General features: G+C 32.7%; 14 protein-coding genes. 10 read left to right on the top strand and 4 right to left on the bottom strand.

Features of this window, described 5'->3' with window-relative positions; all coding sequences use genetic code 11:
* Positions 1-5: 5 nt before the first annotated feature.
* The 9 genes from LQU93_RS05600 (at position 6) to acpS (ending at position 6,886) form a co-directional block, all read left to right on the top strand.
* Positions 6-443, top strand: coding sequence for a hypothetical protein (locus tag LQU93_RS05600; RefSeq protein ID WP_229932900.1), 438 nt, complete (start codon positions 6-8; stop codon positions 441-443).
* Entirely contained in the window at positions 436-1,347 is a 912-nt protein-coding gene (locus LQU93_RS05595) for a polyprenyl synthetase family protein (RefSeq protein WP_229932899.1), read from the top strand. The genes LQU93_RS05600 and LQU93_RS05595 overlap by 8 nt, the downstream gene beginning before the upstream one ends.
* A complete protein-coding gene (gene hemA, locus LQU93_RS05590) occupies positions 1,347-2,600 on the top strand; it encodes a glutamyl-tRNA reductase (RefSeq protein WP_229932898.1) in 1,254 nt (417 codons plus the stop codon). The genes LQU93_RS05595 and hemA overlap by 1 nt, the downstream gene beginning before the upstream one ends.
* Positions 2,597-4,300 carry a proline--tRNA ligase gene (locus LQU93_RS05585; protein WP_229932897.1) on the top strand — a complete coding sequence of 568 codons (1,704 nt, stop codon included), beginning with the start codon at positions 2,597-2,599 and terminating at the stop codon, positions 4,298-4,300. Before hemA ends, LQU93_RS05585 begins: the two co-directional genes overlap by 4 nt.
* Complete coding sequence (locus LQU93_RS05580) at positions 4,294-4,695, top strand: FxsA family protein (protein WP_229932896.1); 402 nt, start codon at positions 4,294-4,296, stop codon at positions 4,693-4,695. The genes LQU93_RS05585 and LQU93_RS05580 overlap by 7 nt, the downstream gene beginning before the upstream one ends.
* On the top strand, positions 4,673-5,014 hold the full coding sequence (locus tag LQU93_RS05575; protein WP_229932895.1) for a hypothetical protein: 342 nt from the start codon (positions 4,673-4,675) through the stop codon (positions 5,012-5,014). The genes LQU93_RS05580 and LQU93_RS05575 overlap by 23 nt, the downstream gene beginning before the upstream one ends.
* Positions 4,989-5,927 carry a hydroxymethylbilane synthase gene (hemC, locus tag LQU93_RS05570; RefSeq protein WP_229932894.1) on the top strand — a complete coding sequence of 313 codons (939 nt, stop codon included), beginning with the start codon at positions 4,989-4,991 and terminating at the stop codon, positions 5,925-5,927. Before LQU93_RS05575 ends, hemC begins: the two co-directional genes overlap by 26 nt.
* A 78-nt stretch (positions 5,928-6,005) precedes the next feature.
* Positions 6,006-6,539, top strand: a complete 534-nt coding sequence (gene fliL / locus LQU93_RS05565; protein WP_229932893.1) for a flagellar basal body-associated protein FliL — start codon at positions 6,006-6,008, stop codon at positions 6,537-6,539.
* Positions 6,536-6,886 carry a holo-ACP synthase gene (gene acpS / locus LQU93_RS05560; RefSeq protein ID WP_229932892.1) on the top strand — a complete coding sequence of 117 codons (351 nt, stop codon included), beginning with the start codon at positions 6,536-6,538 and terminating at the stop codon, positions 6,884-6,886. Before fliL ends, acpS begins: the two co-directional genes overlap by 4 nt.
* Positions 6,887-7,247: 361 nt before the next feature.
* On the opposite strand, the gene dsbD is transcribed toward acpS, so the two are convergent.
* A complete protein-coding gene (gene dsbD, locus LQU93_RS05555) occupies positions 7,248-8,954 on the bottom strand; it encodes a protein-disulfide reductase DsbD (protein ID WP_229932891.1) in 1,707 nt (568 codons plus the stop codon).
* An 85-nt stretch (positions 8,955-9,039) separates the two neighbouring features.
* On the opposite strand from dsbD, the gene ppk2 reads away from it, so the two are divergent.
* Positions 9,040-9,837, top strand: coding sequence for a polyphosphate kinase 2 (gene ppk2, locus LQU93_RS05550; protein WP_229932890.1), 798 nt, complete (start codon positions 9,040-9,042; stop codon positions 9,835-9,837).
* Between the two features lie 240 nt (positions 9,838-10,077).
* Here ppk2 and pgsA read toward each other — a convergent pair whose 3' ends face one another.
* From pgsA to LQU93_RS05535, 3 genes are all read right to left on the bottom strand, one after another.
* The gene (pgsA, locus tag LQU93_RS05545; RefSeq protein WP_229932889.1) at positions 10,078-10,614 is read right to left on the bottom strand and encodes a CDP-diacylglycerol--glycerol-3-phosphate 3-phosphatidyltransferase; all 537 of its coding nucleotides are present in this window, start codon (positions 10,612-10,614) and stop codon (positions 10,078-10,080) included.
* Positions 10,615-10,969: 355 nt separating this feature from the next.
* A complete protein-coding gene (locus LQU93_RS05540; protein ID WP_229932888.1) occupies positions 10,970-11,527 on the bottom strand; it encodes a c-type cytochrome in 558 nt (185 codons plus the stop codon).
* A gap of 626 nt (positions 11,528-12,153) precedes the next feature.
* Positions 12,154-16,395, bottom strand: coding sequence for a S6 family peptidase (locus LQU93_RS05535; RefSeq protein WP_229932887.1), 4,242 nt, complete (start codon positions 16,393-16,395; stop codon positions 12,154-12,156).
* Between the last annotated feature and the right edge of the window lie 101 nt (positions 16,396-16,496).

Genomic DNA, 16,496 nt, shown 5'->3' with positions numbered 1-16,496 from the left:
GTTGCGTGAGAAAATTTTTTATATATTTTGCTTTTTTGTGTGTTATAAATAGTGCTTTTGCTACACCGCCTGATTTTAATCCAAGTCATGAGTTTGAGCTAAAAAAAGATGAGTGGGCAAGAGTTATTATAATAGAAAAAGCAAGTAATATAAAAGAGATTTTTGATTTTAGATGGACGCTTTTTGATACGACAAATATCACGGTTCAAAGCTTTTTTAGGCGATTTCCTAGACACATGAGCATGTCGCTTCGCCATGGGCAAAATAGATACGTGCAAAGAATTTTGCCAGATTTTAATAAGCCACCAAATGATGGCGTAAAGCTATATTTAAGCTTTATTGATTTTAAGAATAAAAAGGCGAAATTTCGCGTAGATATACTAGACATACAAAAAAAGATAGATGTGGAGTTTGTGTCCCCACGTAGGAGTGAAAATGAGTAATGAAAATAGTTTAAAAATGATAGATAAAATAATGTCTGATTTCATAAGTGAGCTTGGATATAGCGTAGCTGATGAGATGTTTTTGCATGTTAGTTCAGGCAAAAAACTTAGATCAAAATTACTTTTAAGTATTGCTGGAGATAGCGATAATTCGCTTAAAATTTGTGCAATTATAGAGCTTATACACTTAGCTAGTTTACTTCATGATGATGTGATAGATGATGCCGATACTAGACGTGGCAAACCTAGCATAAACGCACTTTTTGGCACAAAAGATGCCGTAATGCTAGGGGATATACTTTATTCAAAAGCTTTTTATGAATTAAGCAAAATAGGCACACAAATATCAAGTATCATATCTGACGCGGTTGTTAAGTTAAGTATTGGGGAGCTTATGGATGTTAGGCTTGGCGAGAGTTTTAATGATGATAGTAAAAAATATATGCAAATGATATATTATAAAACCGCGATATTAATAGAGGCTACAGCTAGATGTGGTGCAATTTTGGCTGGATATGATGAGAATAAATTTGGTCTATATGGCAAAAATTTAGGACTTGCATTTCAGATTATAGATGATGTTTTAGATATCACTCAAGATAGCATAAAGCTAGGAAAACCAAGCTTAAATGATTATAAAGAGGGCAAAACTACGCTACCATACATACATCTTTATGAAAATTTAAATAAAGACGATAAAGAAATTTTAAGATCTTATCATTTAAAAGAGTTAGATGATAATCAAAAAGCGTGGATAAAGCAAAAATTTACGGAGTTTAAAAGCATAGAAATTTCAATACAAAATGCTAAAAATCTCGGTAAAGAAGCCATTGAAGCGATAAGCGAATATGAAAATGAAAAGTTAAAAGAGATAATTGTTAGCATGATAGATAGGGAGTTTTAATGTATCATCTAAACGTTAGCTTTACGCATAAAAATACTGATATATCGGTGCGTGAGAAACTTGCATTTGATACTGACGAAAAAAAAGAGCAAATTTTAAGATTAATAAAAGCAAACAAAAATATCAAAGAAGCGTTTGTGTTAAGCACTTGCAATAGAGTAGAGGTTTTAGCATATGTAGATGATACAAAACAGGCTCAAGCACATATACTTAGATGTATGGCAATCAGCTCTGGCGTATTTGAAGATGAGCTTTTTGAAAGGGCTGATATATACGAGGATAGTGGAGCCATTCATCATTTGTTTGCTGTGGCTAGTTCGCTTGATAGTTTAGTGGTTGGCGAAACTCAGATAGTAGGACAGCTTAAGTCGGCGTTTAAATACGCATATGATGCTGGATTTTGTGCTGATGCGTTAAATATTCTTGTTGAGGGTGCTACAAAATGTGCTGCACGTGTGAGAAATGAGACGCAAATATCTAAAAACCCAATCTCTGTTTCAAGTGTGGCTGTTGCAAAGGCCAAAGAGATTTTTGGCTCTTTGGAAAATAAAAAGGTATTGATTGTTGGTGCCGGTGAGATGTGTGAGTTGGCAGCAAAACATCTTATATCAAATGGTGCTAATGTATTGATTATAAATAGAAGCAGTCAGCGTGTTGAAGCATTAGTTGATGAGCTTGGCAATAAAGCAGATTGGGATACGATCTTAAAATTAAAAGAGTATGTAAATTCATACGATTTAATCTTTTCAGGAACATCTGCACCACATGCAATTATAAATGATAGTATTGTAGAAAAAAAGGATTTTAAGCGCTATTTTTTTGATATTGCTGTACCAAGAGATATAAATTTAAATAATCATGAAAATATAGAAGTGTTTTCTGTAGATGATTTAGAAGAGATAGTTCAAAAAAATTTAGCAATGCGAGAAGAGCAAGCAAATATTGCTTACAAGTTAGTTGGTCAAAATACTGCTGAGTTTTTAAAACAAACAAGACTTAATCTAAGCACACCAATCATAAAAGCTATAAGAAAACAGGCTAAATTTGTAGCTAAAAACGAGCTAGATAAAGCTATTAAAAAAGGGTATTTAAAAAACTGTGATAAAGATGAAGCATATAGGTTTATTGATCAGGTTTTTAGGGTATTTTTGCACCCAATGACGATGCAATTAAAGCAAATGCCAGAGTTAAAAAATGCCGATGAAATTAGCAAGGCAATGAGATTAATATTTGATATAAAGGATGAGAGTTGAGATTTTCAAAATTTTATGCACCAACAACCAAAGAAGCACCAAAAGATGCGACTTTACCAAGCCATATTTATTTGGTTCGTGGGGGTTTTGTAGAGCAAAATGGCGCTGGACTTTATAATTTTTTACCGCTTGGCAAAATTATGCTTGATAAAATTTCACGCGTCATAAAAGAGGAGATGGACGAGGCCGGTGCTTTAAATGTCGATTTTAGCGTGGTTACGTCAGCTGAGTTGTGGCGTGATAGTGGTAGATTTGACGTATTTGGAAAAGAGCTTTTAAGATTTAAAGATAGAAAAGAAAATGATTTTGTTATAAGCCCTACAAACGAAGAAAGTGCCGTAGCCATGGTGCGTGGCAAAGTAAATAGCTACAAGCAACTACCACTAAATTTATATCAGATAAATACAAAATTTCGCGACGAGGCAAGACCTAGATTTGGGATATTAAGAGGTCGTGAGTTTGTGATGAAAGATGCTTATAGTTTTCATGCTAGTAGCGATGATTTAAGGCGTGAGTTTGAGCTTATGCAAGATGTTTATGGCAAAATTTTAACACGTTTAGGGTTAGAATATAAAGCTGTAGCTGCTGATAGTGGTGCGATAGGTGGGAGTGGGAGTAAGGAATTTATAGTATTGGCTAAAAACGGCGAAGATGACGTGGTTAGCTGTAATTGCTGTAAATATGCTGCAAATATTGAAGCTGCAAAAAGAAAACCAAGAGTAACCGACGCAGCGGCACCTGAAGCTAATGCTGCTAAATTTCTAACGCCAAATGCTAAAACGATAAAAGATGTGGCTGAGTTTTTTAAAGTGGCTGAGTTTTATTGTATAAAAGCTGTGATAAAAAAGGCAATTTACAAAGAGTATCAAAAAGCTGTTGTGTTTTTTGTGCGTGGTAATGATGAGCTACAAGATGTTAAGGCATTAAATGCTTGTGGGGCTTTAGAGCTTGTTGATGCTGATGAAAATGATGTAAAAGATGCTGGATTGGTGGCTGGTTTTTGTGGTCCAGTTGGATTAAGTGGTGTTGATTTTTATATAGATAATGAATTAAAAAATGCTAATAATATGATATGCGGTGCAAATGAGATAGATTATCACTATGTCGGTGTAAGTGTAAGTAGTTTTAATGATGATAGATTTAAGGATTTAGTATCTGTAAATCATGGCGATAGATGCCCTGAGTGCGGAGGAGTGCTAAGTGTGAGCAAGGGCATAGAAGTAGGGCATGTATTTATGCTTGGTGATAAATACTCATCTGCTATGAATGCTACATTTTTAGATCAAAACGGCAAGGCAAAGCCATTTATGATGGGCTGTTATGGCATCGGCGTTAGTAGGTTAATGGCTGTAATGATCGAGGCTAGTCATGATGAAAAAGGCATGATATGGAAAAAGCAATGTGCTCCGTTTGACTTGATGATAGTTATTTCAAATATGAAAGATGAAAATAGTGTAAATTACGCTCAAAATTTATACCAAGAACTAAAAAAATGTGGTATAAATGTAATGCTTGATGATAGAAATGAGAGATTTGGTGTAAAAATTAACGATTATGAACTTTTAGGGTTTCCTTATGCTTTAGTGGTCGGCAAGGGATTAAATGATGGTGTGGTTGAGATTATTAAACGTGACGGACTTGAAAAATCACAGATTAAAAGCCAAGATGCTCTTAAAAACATAAAAGAACTACTATGTTAATTCGTTTTGGCGGATCGCTATTTTTGCCAGTATTGATTATTGAGTTTATAGTGGCTTATTTTTTTGTGCTTAGTTATGGTTTTGGTTATTTGGTGATTGAAATTTTACTAAGTGCTGCAGTTGGTATTGCTTTGCTTTTTAGTGCTGGTTTTGGTGGTATTGGTGGTTTTAGCTTAACGCCTGTTAAAATTTTTAGTAGTATTGGGTTTGGCTTGGCTGGATTTTTGCTATTTATGCCTGGGATTTTAAGCGATATTTTTGGTGTAATTATAGCAATAGTTTCGTTTGTATTTAAAAACAAAAATAGTAATGACTTAAAAAGTGAAAATTTTAGATATAAAGATGATGAGATTATAGATGTGCAAGTGGTTGATGAGCATATTAGTGTGCGTTAATGTGGCATTTTCATCAGATATTTATACATATTTATCAAAAGTGTATGCTAAAAATGAACGTTTAAAGTTAATAGAAATTAAAACGGATAAGATTATTGAGCTTGTTGATGGATATGAGGCACATTTTGTAAGTGCTAGAGTTGAAATTTTAGGTACAAATAAGCAAATAAAAAAGAGCGAAGTTGTGTTTAAAAAAGGCAACTTAATACTAAGCGATATTATAAATTTAAAAACACAAAAAAGTATGAGAAATGAGCTAACTGGCGAAAATGTAAAGATAAGAAAGGGTTTAGATGAAAAAGCTAACTATTGCGACTAGAAAGAGCATTCTTGCTATGTGGCAAAGCCAACATATAAAAGACAAAATAAAAAATAAACACAAAGAGCTTGAAGTTGAGCTTATAGGCATGAAAACAAAGGGCGATGTGATACTAGATACTCCTTTGGCTAAAATCGGTGGCAAGGGACTATTTACAAAAGAGTTAGAAGAGAGCATGCTTCGCGGAGATAGCGATATGGCCGTGCATAGCTTAAAAGATGTGCCAGTTGATTTTCCAGAGGGGCTTGGGCTGGTTGCTGTGTGTTCTCGTGAGGACGTAAGAGATGCTATGATAAGTCAAAATTATGCTAGTTTTGATGATTTGCCAAAGGGTGCAAGAGTTGGGACAACTAGTTTGCGTCGCAAAATGCAACTATTAATGATGAGACCAGATTTAAACATAATATCGCTTCGTGGAAATGTGCAAACTAGACTTAAAAAGCTAAAAGATGGCGAGTTTGATGCGATAATTTTGGCTATGGCTGGAGCAAATAGACTAAATTTAAAAGATGAAGTAAAGTATATAGTTGCATTTGAAATAGATCATATGATACCAGCTATGGGACAGGGTGCGTTGGGTATAGAGGCTGTGCTTAAGCCTGAAATTTTAGAAAAAATAGAGTTTTTAAATGACGAAAATGCTGTGATTGAAACAACAATCGAGCGTGATTTTGTGGCGAGTTTAAATGGTGGATGTCAAGCACCGATAGGCGTTAGTGCTAGGATAAGTGGCGATGAAATTTTAATAAAAGCAGTTATTGGTATGCCTGATGCAAGTGAGTTTTTAACCGATGAAATTAGCATTAAAAAATCTGATTTTAAATGTGCTGGTGCAGAGTTTGCTAAGAAATTTATAAAACGTGGCGGACGTGAGCTACTTGCAAGAGCTGAAAAAATGGCGAGTGAGAGTTAGTTTGAGCGTGATAATGCGATTTTTCACTACCTAAAATTTAATAAATTTGGTATAATCTAGCATTTTTAAGGAGAAATTATGGCAGATGAAGAAAAAGAAGTAAAAGAGAGTAAAAAAGGTGGCAATGGACTACTGATAGCAATTATAGCGGTAGTTTTGGTTTTGTTGTTGGTAGTTGGTGGTTTGATAGTGTTTTTGCTTTCAGGTGATGATGAAAATGCTCAACAACAGCAAATGGCAATGCAAACACAGCAAAGCACGTCTGTACCAGCTAGGCAACCGGGCAAAAGAAGTAGTGATTATATGAATATGGGACCTATATATCCGCTTGATCAATTTATTGTAAATTTACTTAGTGAAAATGGTTCGAGATTTTTAAAAACTAAGATTGATTTAGAGCAAAGTGCTGAGCCGTTAGCGGCAGAATTAGATAAGAAAAAAGCACTTTTGCGCGATATAATCATACGCACATTATCATCTAAAACCTTTGAAGAAGTTAGCACAGCAAAAGGCAAAGATAAGCTTAAAGATGAGATAGTTGGCATGATAAATGAGGTGTTAAGCGACGGCTATATCAAAAATATATATTTTACCGACTTTGTCGTGCAATGATTGGCGTAGATTTAGTTAAAATTTCTAGAATTTCAAAGCTTAAAGAGCGTTTTGGAGATGATTTTTTAAAACGCTTTTTAAGTGATGATGAGATAAAAAATGTAAAAAATGATGCTAGTATAGCTGGGCTTTGGGCAGCAAAAGAAGCTGCTAGTAAGGCACTTGGCGTAGGCATTGGTGCAGAGTGTGGATTTAAGGATATTTTGATATCTAAAACAAATAAAAATGCTCCGATGCTAAAATTTTCAAGTAAAATTATGCAAGATTTTAGTATAAAATCAACTTCTATTAGTATAACACATGATGGTGATTTTGCCATAGCGGTGGTTGCTTTACAAACTTTTTGAATTATGTATAAATATAGAATTTAGCTTAATTTTTAAAGTTTAAAATTAGTGTATTGCTTTGTTTTCTACTTCGCTAACGCTCGTAGCTTTCCAAGAACTACTTCGCAACTGCTTAGATATAAAGAAAAAATATTTGTTTTTGCTCATTTTTTAAAACAAATAGTGTTTATACAAAGAAATATAGGTTTAATTATTATAATGACTTTAAAATTTGCAAATCTTATAAAACCTGCTAATTATTTGCTTTGTAAATAAAATAATGTCTATATTTAAATTTATTCTTTATTAGCAAATCAAATATAATGCGTATAATTGTATAAAACCAAACATGAAACGTGAATTTGCTAAATCAAGCTTAAATTTAATCTATATCAGATATCTTATTTATAAAATCTTTGGGATTTATATAGCCAATGATGCGTTTTGATTTTAGCTCATTTGTGTTGTTAAAAAATAAAATTGCTGGAGGATCAATTAATGAAAAGTACCTTAAAATTTCTCTATTTTTGGATGAATTTTCAGTTACGTCTATTTTTACAAGGTTAAATTCACTAAGTCTTTTTATTACATCTGGATCGCTAAAAGTCTTATTGTCTAACTCTAAACAACTTACGCACCAACTTGCCCAAAAATCAACCAAAACTGGTTTAGTAGAGCTATTTATAGTGTCTAATAGCTCATCTATGTTTGATATTTTTTGAAATTTTAATTCGCTTTTGTTTGTGCTTGTAGTAATGTTTTCAAGTGGCGATAGTGGATTTTTGCCACCAATAAAACCACCAACTATAAGCATTATAGAGTAGATAAAAATCAAAATTGCAAGTGATTTTTTAAGTTTGATGACGCCACTATTTGCGACATCAAACGCCCCTAAATACACTGCCCAAACTACACCTACTACGCCATAAGCGACTAACTGGTAAAATGGCGGTATTACCCTTGCCAATATCCATATTGACATTAACAGCATAATAAATCCAAATGAAATTTTTATCATATCCATCCACTTGCCAGGACGTGGCAAAATTCTACCAGATGTTGCACCTATTATCAGTAGTGGAACGCCCATTCCAAGTCCCATTACAAATAGCATTATTCCGCCATATAGCACGTTTGCACTTTGTGAAATATATAGTAACGCTCCTGCTAGTGGTGCAGCCACGCAAGGAGATACAACAAGTGCCGAGGCAAAACCCATGATAAATACACCTATAAAACCACCTATTTTGTTTGAGTTTGTATTTATGCTATTTTCAAATTTACTAGGAAGCTTAATATCATAAAATCCAAACATACTAAATGCAAGAATTACAAAAATAAAAGCAAAAAATCCTAAAATATAGGAGTTTTGTAGCATACTGCTAACACCTGAACCAATATATGACGCTATTACCCCAGCTATGGCATATGCAAGACTCATGGCTACAACATATACAAATGAAAGTAAAAATCCATTTTTAACACTCATGCTTTTGTTTTTGGCTATTATTATGCTTGAAAGTATCGGAATCATCGGAAAAACACATGGTGTTAGCGATAGCATCAAACCAAAGCCAAAAAACGTTATTAATGCTACGAAAAATCCACTGTTTAAAAGTGTATTTGCGATACTTTGCTCGTCTGAAATTTCATCATCGTTTAAATTTAACTCTTTTAATGTTATTTTGTCGTAGTTTTGGGTTAGATGAAATTGCTTAAATTGCGGACGATAGCATATTCCATTTTCGGCACAACCTTGATACTCTAAGATTAGTTTATTGTTGCCGTTTTGTATGTAGGATTTTATCAAATTTATTGGTATAAATATATTAAAATCTTGCATATAAATTTCATATTCATTTGAAATTTGCGGTTTTGGCAAATTTAGCATTTTTAGTATGCTTTGGTTTGAAATTTTTACATCAAACGTCTCTTTGTAGATGTAAATGTCTTGCCCTAAACCAAATTTAAACTCAATTCCATCTTTGTCGCTTGTGTATTTTATATCAAATGCCTCGTCCAAATTTAAGACATTAGCATACACAAATGAAAATGATAACACAATATAAAAGATTACTTTTTGTAACATCTTGCTCCCTTTAAATAAGTTATTTTACCGATATAATTTAAATTTGTAGTAAAATTTAAATTATATTTTTCTTAAAGGTATAATAATGATAAAGCGTATGCCAAAAACACAATATCTTAAAGAGTTAAAAACACTGCAAATAGAGCTTTTGAAATTTCAAAATCACGTTAAAAACAATGGTTTAAGAGTGCTTATTATAATGGAGGGGCGTGACGCGGCAGGTAAGGGCGGTTGCATAAAACGCCTAATTGAGCATTTAAATCCACGTGGTTGTCGTGTGGTTGCACTTGAAAAACCAAGTGACGTTGAAAAAACACAGTGGTATTTTCAACGATATGTTGCTCATTTGCCAAGTGCTGGAGAGATAGTGATATTTGATAGGTCTTGGTATAATAGGGCTGGAGTTGAGCCTGTGATGGGGTTTTGTACTCAGGCTGAGCATAAGGAATTTTTACGCGAGGTACCTAGATTTGAAGAGATGATAATAAATTCTGGAATAAAATTTTTTAAATTTTATCTCTCTGTTAGCAAGGAAGAGCAAAAAAGAAGATTTAAAGAGCGTATAACAGACCCTTTAAAACAGTTTAAAATTTCTGCAGTTGATAAGCGTTCTCAAGAATTATGGGATCAGTATTCGGTCGCAAAATACTCAATGCTTTTATCGTCAAACACTCCGATAGCACCATGGACTATAGTTAGCTCTGATGATAAAAAAAGTGCAAGAATTAATATATTTAAGTATATTTTATCAAATGTTGAGTATCCAAATAAGATAGATAAGAAGGCTTTGGAGTTTGATAACCAACTTGTAAGAACTGGCGAAGAGGAGATAAGACGTATAGAAAGCGGACTAAACAAAGAGCGTTTAAAGGACAAAAGATAGCTGTTGTTAATTTATTGCAAAATTTTAATATAATTTCAAAATATTGTATTTATATTAAGATGATTTTGCGATTTTTAAAACTAAATATTTGTTTAAATTTATATAAAAATTGTTTTATTTTTAAAAGATGGCTATTGATGATTTTTGTGCGATAATCTTATCTATGAAAAATAGTTAAAAATTTTAAAAACAATCCTTTTGTTGTTTTAAAATGAGATAAATTTCAGCCGATTGTAAAAATTACTTTTTTTCTTTTATGTAGGCTCTTACATATTCATAGCCTGAATATAGCGTTATTATAACAGATATCCATAGTAAAATTTCAGCACCACGCCATTGCATTATAAGCCAACCAATTGCTATCATTTGGATTACAGTTTTTATTTTGCCAGCCATTGAGGCTGAAACTTCGATACCATCACTAGCCATTACGACGCGAAAACCAGTGATGAAAAACTCACGTATTAATATAAGATATACAGCCCAAGCATTGGCTCTATCCATCATCATTAACCCCAAAAATGCCGCAAGTATGAGCATCTTATCTGCTAGTGGATCAAGCACGGCACCAAGTTTTGTTTTTTGATCCCAAGCACGAGCAATGTATCCGTCAAAAAAATCGGTTACTGAAGCAATAACAAATATAAGTCCAGCAAAGTAATTTATCCAGCTAATGTGTATCTGTGGTGCGATATGTGGCAGATTAATAAGTATAAAAAACATCACAGGTGCAAGCAATACTCTAAAAAAGGCTAAAATATTTGGTAGGTTTATCATCTAGTTCCTTTAATAGTAAAATTTTTATAATTTTAAATTCTATCAAAATTATTGTGAAATTTAAGAATTTTAGCAGATAAAACTACAAATTTAGTATAAAATCTTAAAATTTTTATTTTAGATAGTGATTATTATAAGCTTGCTTTGGTTTAAACTTAAGTCATATTCGTCCATGTTTTGCTTACAGTATAGGCAAATTTAGCAAAACCTATTAGTAATGTAAGACTGCTACAAACACGAGCTAAGACATAAAAGGCTTTTTATAGCTTTTTTGAGTGCAAACAAGATAGAAAGACCTTGTGTTTTGCTAAATTCTTGCTTAAAAAGCCTTATTGATAGCTTAAAGGCGAATTTATTATCTTAGATAACTTCCTTGTTGTTTTTGTGTTGAGACTGGCTTATTTTCGCTCTCATTTATCTCGCTTGCAAATGCATCTTTGCCTTTTAGATGAGCGATTATTGCACCTAAATTGCTGTTTGATATAGTTTTTGCTTTATTTTGCATAACGGTTCTCATGCTTCCGCCAAAGCTAGAGTCGTTACGATACATTATCATGCTATCTTCGATATCTTTGGCACTCATATCTTTTAGAGCAGTCTTGCCCATACGTTTTTCTGCGTTTATACCATGACAACTAGCACAGTCTTTTTCATATAGCTCTTTGCCTAGTGAAGCAGAATAGTGGCCTTTTTTGTTTACTCCTGTTTTTAAAATTCTAGTATCTTTATATTTTCGTGGGTCTTCATCGACGAAAATTTCTACTTTTGTATTATTGTCATTGGCGTATTGTTTTGCTATTTCGCTTAGTTGTTTGCCAAACTCACCGTTTGCCTTGATATAATACACTTCATTTGCTGCAAACGCACTCGCAACAAAAAGACATGCCAAAGATAATGATGTAAATTTTTTCATTTTTTTCCTTAAAATATTAATTTTTGCAAGTTGCATTATATCAAACACAACCATTGATAAAATAATAATCAAAATACAACAATAGTAGATTTTATTATCGCTTGTTTAGTTTAATTTTAACTACCATTTTAATAAGATACATCATTGCTTCATTAAAAAAGTAGCACTAAACTCGATAATAACGAGTTAGCAATATCTACAATTTTGCAATTTTAACAAGGCTAACATCATAAATGCAACTTGTCAAAAACACAATCACTAATGTTTTACAAGCACTATTTGTGGTTTTAGTATCTTATTTTATTTTGCGTGATTATACTAAAAAAAAGTGCAAAGTTATATAAAATTAAAAACTATAAGTAAATAAAACTATACTTGACCAAATGAAAAGCTAAAAATTAGACTATGAGAATAAATGACTTAGACGCTTTTTGTAACTTGTGTTTTTGGTTATTATGATACTAAGTTGTAAAAATTGTATTTGTGATCTATAATGCATAATATGGCAATTTTATTAAATAAATATGGCTTTGCATGAGACTAAAATTTAGCACCATAATCAGGTAACAATTTATTATTAATGGAATTTTAAGCATAAATTGATGCTTAAAATTCATAAACGACTTTTAAAATTTATATTCTAGTTTTATGCCGGCTTTGCCACCATAACTGCCCTTAAAATCAGCACTTGTGCCTAAATTATACTGCAGTATAAAACTCTCACTTACTCTTGTCTCGCCGATATAGTTTAGCTCGTATTTGACGCGACTTGTTTTGTTCTCATACTCAAGATAGTTATTTGCGTGGCTTAAATTTAGCCTTATGTTATCATTTGAGCGATGAATTTGTTTTTTGATGAGCGTTTGTATCGTGTGAGCCTGTGCTTCATTTACAAAAGCATACTCTACGCCAAGCCCTATATTTACGCCAAATTCTTTAAGTTTGTCTTGTTTGTAGTTTTGTGATTTAAAGCCGTCCATTTTAGTGTAGTCAAACTCAGTCAAAACAAGTGGCTTGATACTTTGTTTGTCTGAAATTTCAAAGCGATGTTTGTATTGTGTCAAAAGCAACGTGCCAAAGCCGTTATTTTTAGCCTTTTCATTATTGTTTAAGAGACTAAAATGCTTCTCGCTTTTTATATAAGCCAGGCTTAAATTTGTCGAAAATTCATGTGCATTTGCGCCTTCATAATCTGCATAAATGCCAATATTATAAGCCTTTGAACGATCTTTGTAATTTTTAGCGTCATATTTTGCATTTGTAAATCCGGCCATAACGCCATAAATCATGCTTGCTTGTCCCACATCTATCGTTTTATCATAACCAAAATTTGTATTGTAAAATTTCAAATCCGCACCACTATTTTCGCTAAAATATCCACCACCAAAGTTATACCAAAAGCTGTTTTTGGTTTTGTCTGCTTCAATCGCTTCAAACACTTTTTTTATGTCGTCATTGCCACTGCTTGCTAGAGGGTATTTAAAAGCATTTTGCATAGTTAGACGAGTGTTAAATTTGGCGTGTGCTAGGTGTGAGTTCATTGTTAAATTTGATGAGAAAAGCACGTTATTTATGATGCTTGGTTTTGAGTTTTCGCCGATATTTTTAAGTTCTGTTTCGGTTTTATGCAAAATTTCTTTCATGACTTTTGCATCTTTTGTATATGCTGCTTGCTCAATCTGTGCTGCTAACGTTGGATTTGCACCGCTATTTGCGTGAGATATGATTGCTTTTAAAAGCTCGTTATTTTGATTGTCTGTAAGATTTTTAAGGGCACTCTCGCTTTTTGGATCTTCTTTTGTAAATTGCAAACTTAGCTTATTATCTATCAGTTTGCTTGTTGCAAAAATTCCATCTGATAGCTTAATGTATGGTATTTTGCCACTTATTTTATTGGCTGTAACGATTTCATAATCTTTTTCGTAGTCAATTTTATCAAGACTAGATTTTATGGCATCAGCAAAATGTACATTTATTTTAAGCATATCACCAAAGCTTAAATCATCAAATTTTAGTGTATTGATTTGTAGTGTATCATTTTCAATGGTGCCGACATTGTTTAAAGATACAGAGTTTAAAATCCCTACGTTTGCATTCATGCTTTTTTCGCTTGACATATCAAAACTTAGCTCTTTAAAATTTATTCTTGAATTATTTTGAGTTTTTATCTTGTCTATTTTGTCATCAGCCCAAGTTTTTAGCGTTATTTCACTGTTGTTTTTGGCAGTTATGCTTTGTAGAGTTTGGCTACTTGTAATTTTTGTAAGATCTAGTTTTGAGTTGTCGGTTTGTAAATTTTTCACATCAAATTTTGAGCTGTCGATTTTTAAATTTTCATCTTTAAAATTTTCCAAACTTAAATTCTGTGCAATTAGGCTTGAGTTGTTTGTAAGCTCGATATTTCCGCCGTTTATGCTAAGAGCATCGTTGCCTTGTTGCTCGTAAGTTGAGTTGTTAAGACTTAATCCTTTTAAAGTTGTTGCACTATTTTGCATAACCGAACTAGCGTTTTTTGCAACTAAATTTAGCTCATTAAGATTGCCAATTTGACTATTGTTTAAATTTATGCCTTTAGCATTATCAAGCGTCAATGATTTTGTTATTTTTAGTGTAGCTGTGTTTTCTTTTTGGATCTTGTTGGTTGCATCGGTAATATTTTTAAGGATTAAATTTTCTATTTTGGCATTTGAATTGTCCTTAAAATTCACACTATTGTTATCACTGATTGTTAAATTTTTTGCTATTAAAGTTGCCGTATTTGAAAGTGTCAAAGTCGGACTAAACTCTGTAATACTTGAGTTTATTTTTGTTTGGTCGCTTGCTGTTATTGTGCCAGTGTATTTTATGCTGTCGTTGCCTTGTTCTTGTTCGCTGAGCTTTTTACTTTCGATTTCTTGCTTATAAAGCAGGTCATTGCTGCCGCTTTTTTGTGTGTTGCTGCCATCAAGTTTGTCTATAAAGTAATCAATATCGCCACCAAAATTTACAGCCGAAGTGCCGTTTGCTGTAATGTCTGAGTTAAACTCACTATCTTTGCCAATGCTTAGCGTCGAGTTTTCTAGCGTTATACCTTGTTTGGCTTGAAATTTTACTTTGTCCCAGTCAGGCTGAGTAAGCGTAGATGGACGCTCTAAATCCATATGGGCTGGGATATTTTTGTCATATTGTTTTATTGTTTGTGTGCTTGTATTGCTGGTTTTTACAGCATGTGTGGTTGGGTGTCCGTGTATGGCAACTTTGGAATTTGTAACGCTTAAAGTGCCGTCTATTTGGGTATCTGCGTTAAAAACTAGCGTTTTGTCATTTGTGTTTTGAACTGCTATATTTATCTTGTTTTTATCGCTTCCACCGATGGTTGTATGCACGATAGTATCGGCGTTATCATTGCCTTGTAGAGTTAAATTTGCAGTTGCTGTTGATGAGTTTATGATATTTGCACCAGCGTCGTTTGCAGAGATGTTTTTAGCGGTTATGCTTTTGCCGTTTAGATCAAGCTTTCCGCCACCATTTCCAAAAAACATATTTTCAGTATTAAAATTAGTTATACTCTCTGAAAGCTTTAGTGTTGCCCTACCACTTGTTATATAAATTTTATTAAATGCATTGTCTGTATTTAGGATCACAAGTCCATCGCCAAGTCGTAAATTTGTCCCAGTTTGTGTATTTACATTTAGACTTCCTTCGCCTATTTTATGCAAGTCTTCTTCAATTTTTGTATTTAAATTTACACTTGCATTTTTGGCTATATCAAATCCTGCAAATTTTAAACTCTCATTGCCATTTATTGTGGTTGTGCCACTTTCTACAACGATACCACCATAGCCAAGATCTTTTTTGCTGTCTATACTAAAAGTTTTATCGCCATATATAATGTTGTCTTTATCTTTTAAAAGTTCGTTGTTAGTGTCTATTTTGACTTCATAATTTTTTTTGTAATCATCAAAGTCTTGTTTGCTTACCAAAGATAAATCAATCCATCTAGCGTCATTGCTATGACCTGTTAAAACAGCTATTAAAACCCACTCTTGTTTTTTAGTATCGTATGCATAAAATCCACTTCCGCTATCGCCTGTTGTTGTGTTATTTTGAAAAGTTTCGTCTAATCTAGCACTTAAAACAATGCCTTGTTTAAAATTTTGTACATGTGACATTCTTGTCTTAAAATTCATCATATAATCATTTGTTGATAGTAAAAATATACTACCACCTCTTGATGTATTCCCACTAGCATTTGTAAGTTCAGTAGAGTTGTTTAGTTTTAAAACGCCAGTTCCAGCTTGATAAAGCACAATACGTGCATCGTTGTCATCGTCTATACTTTTTAAATACTGGCTTATTTTTTGTATGTTTTGTTGTGAATTTGATTGATTAATGTTCTTTGTGATATCTAGTGTGGTAATATCAGCAGGGGCGATTTGACCCTCTACAATATATTTTGTTGTTTTTAGATACATTGTGTCAGTTGAATAGTGTTTTGTGGTGTCTGTGCTACCGTGTTGTCCGGTTAAAAATTTATAATTTGTTTGTGAGAATGTAGTAGCATTACCGCCACTTACATTAAAACTATTTGCCCCAAAAACTCTTTGTATATGATTTGCAGTTACAACATAATTTCGTCCAAGCGATGTTATTGAGCCATCTATTGTCCTAGAAGATTGGTTTGGAATTTTAACAAATTTAAATTCACTTTTATCCTTTGCCTTTAAGATGATTTCTTTGTTAGTATTACTAAAAACTCCTTTGTTTTGTCCAAGGTCTAAATAATCTCTATAATAAAAGTTGTTAACATTCATATTTTGTGAAAAAGCACAGGTTGTTAAAACACTTGCAAGAGCAATCGAGAGCATAATTTTTCTGTTTTTTTGCATTATTAAATCTCTTTATTTTTGAATAAAATTTTTGGGATTATAGTAAAAATTATTTTAACAAATAATAAAATAATTTTTTAAATTTTATTAGTCGAAAGTGC

The organism is Campylobacter majalis, assembly GCF_905120465.1.
Lineage (GTDB): Bacteria > Campylobacterota > Campylobacteria > Campylobacterales > Campylobacteraceae > Campylobacter_A > Campylobacter_A majalis.
The sequence above is the reverse complement of the archived record's forward strand: the minus strand, read 5'-3'. Positions and strand labels throughout refer to the sequence as shown.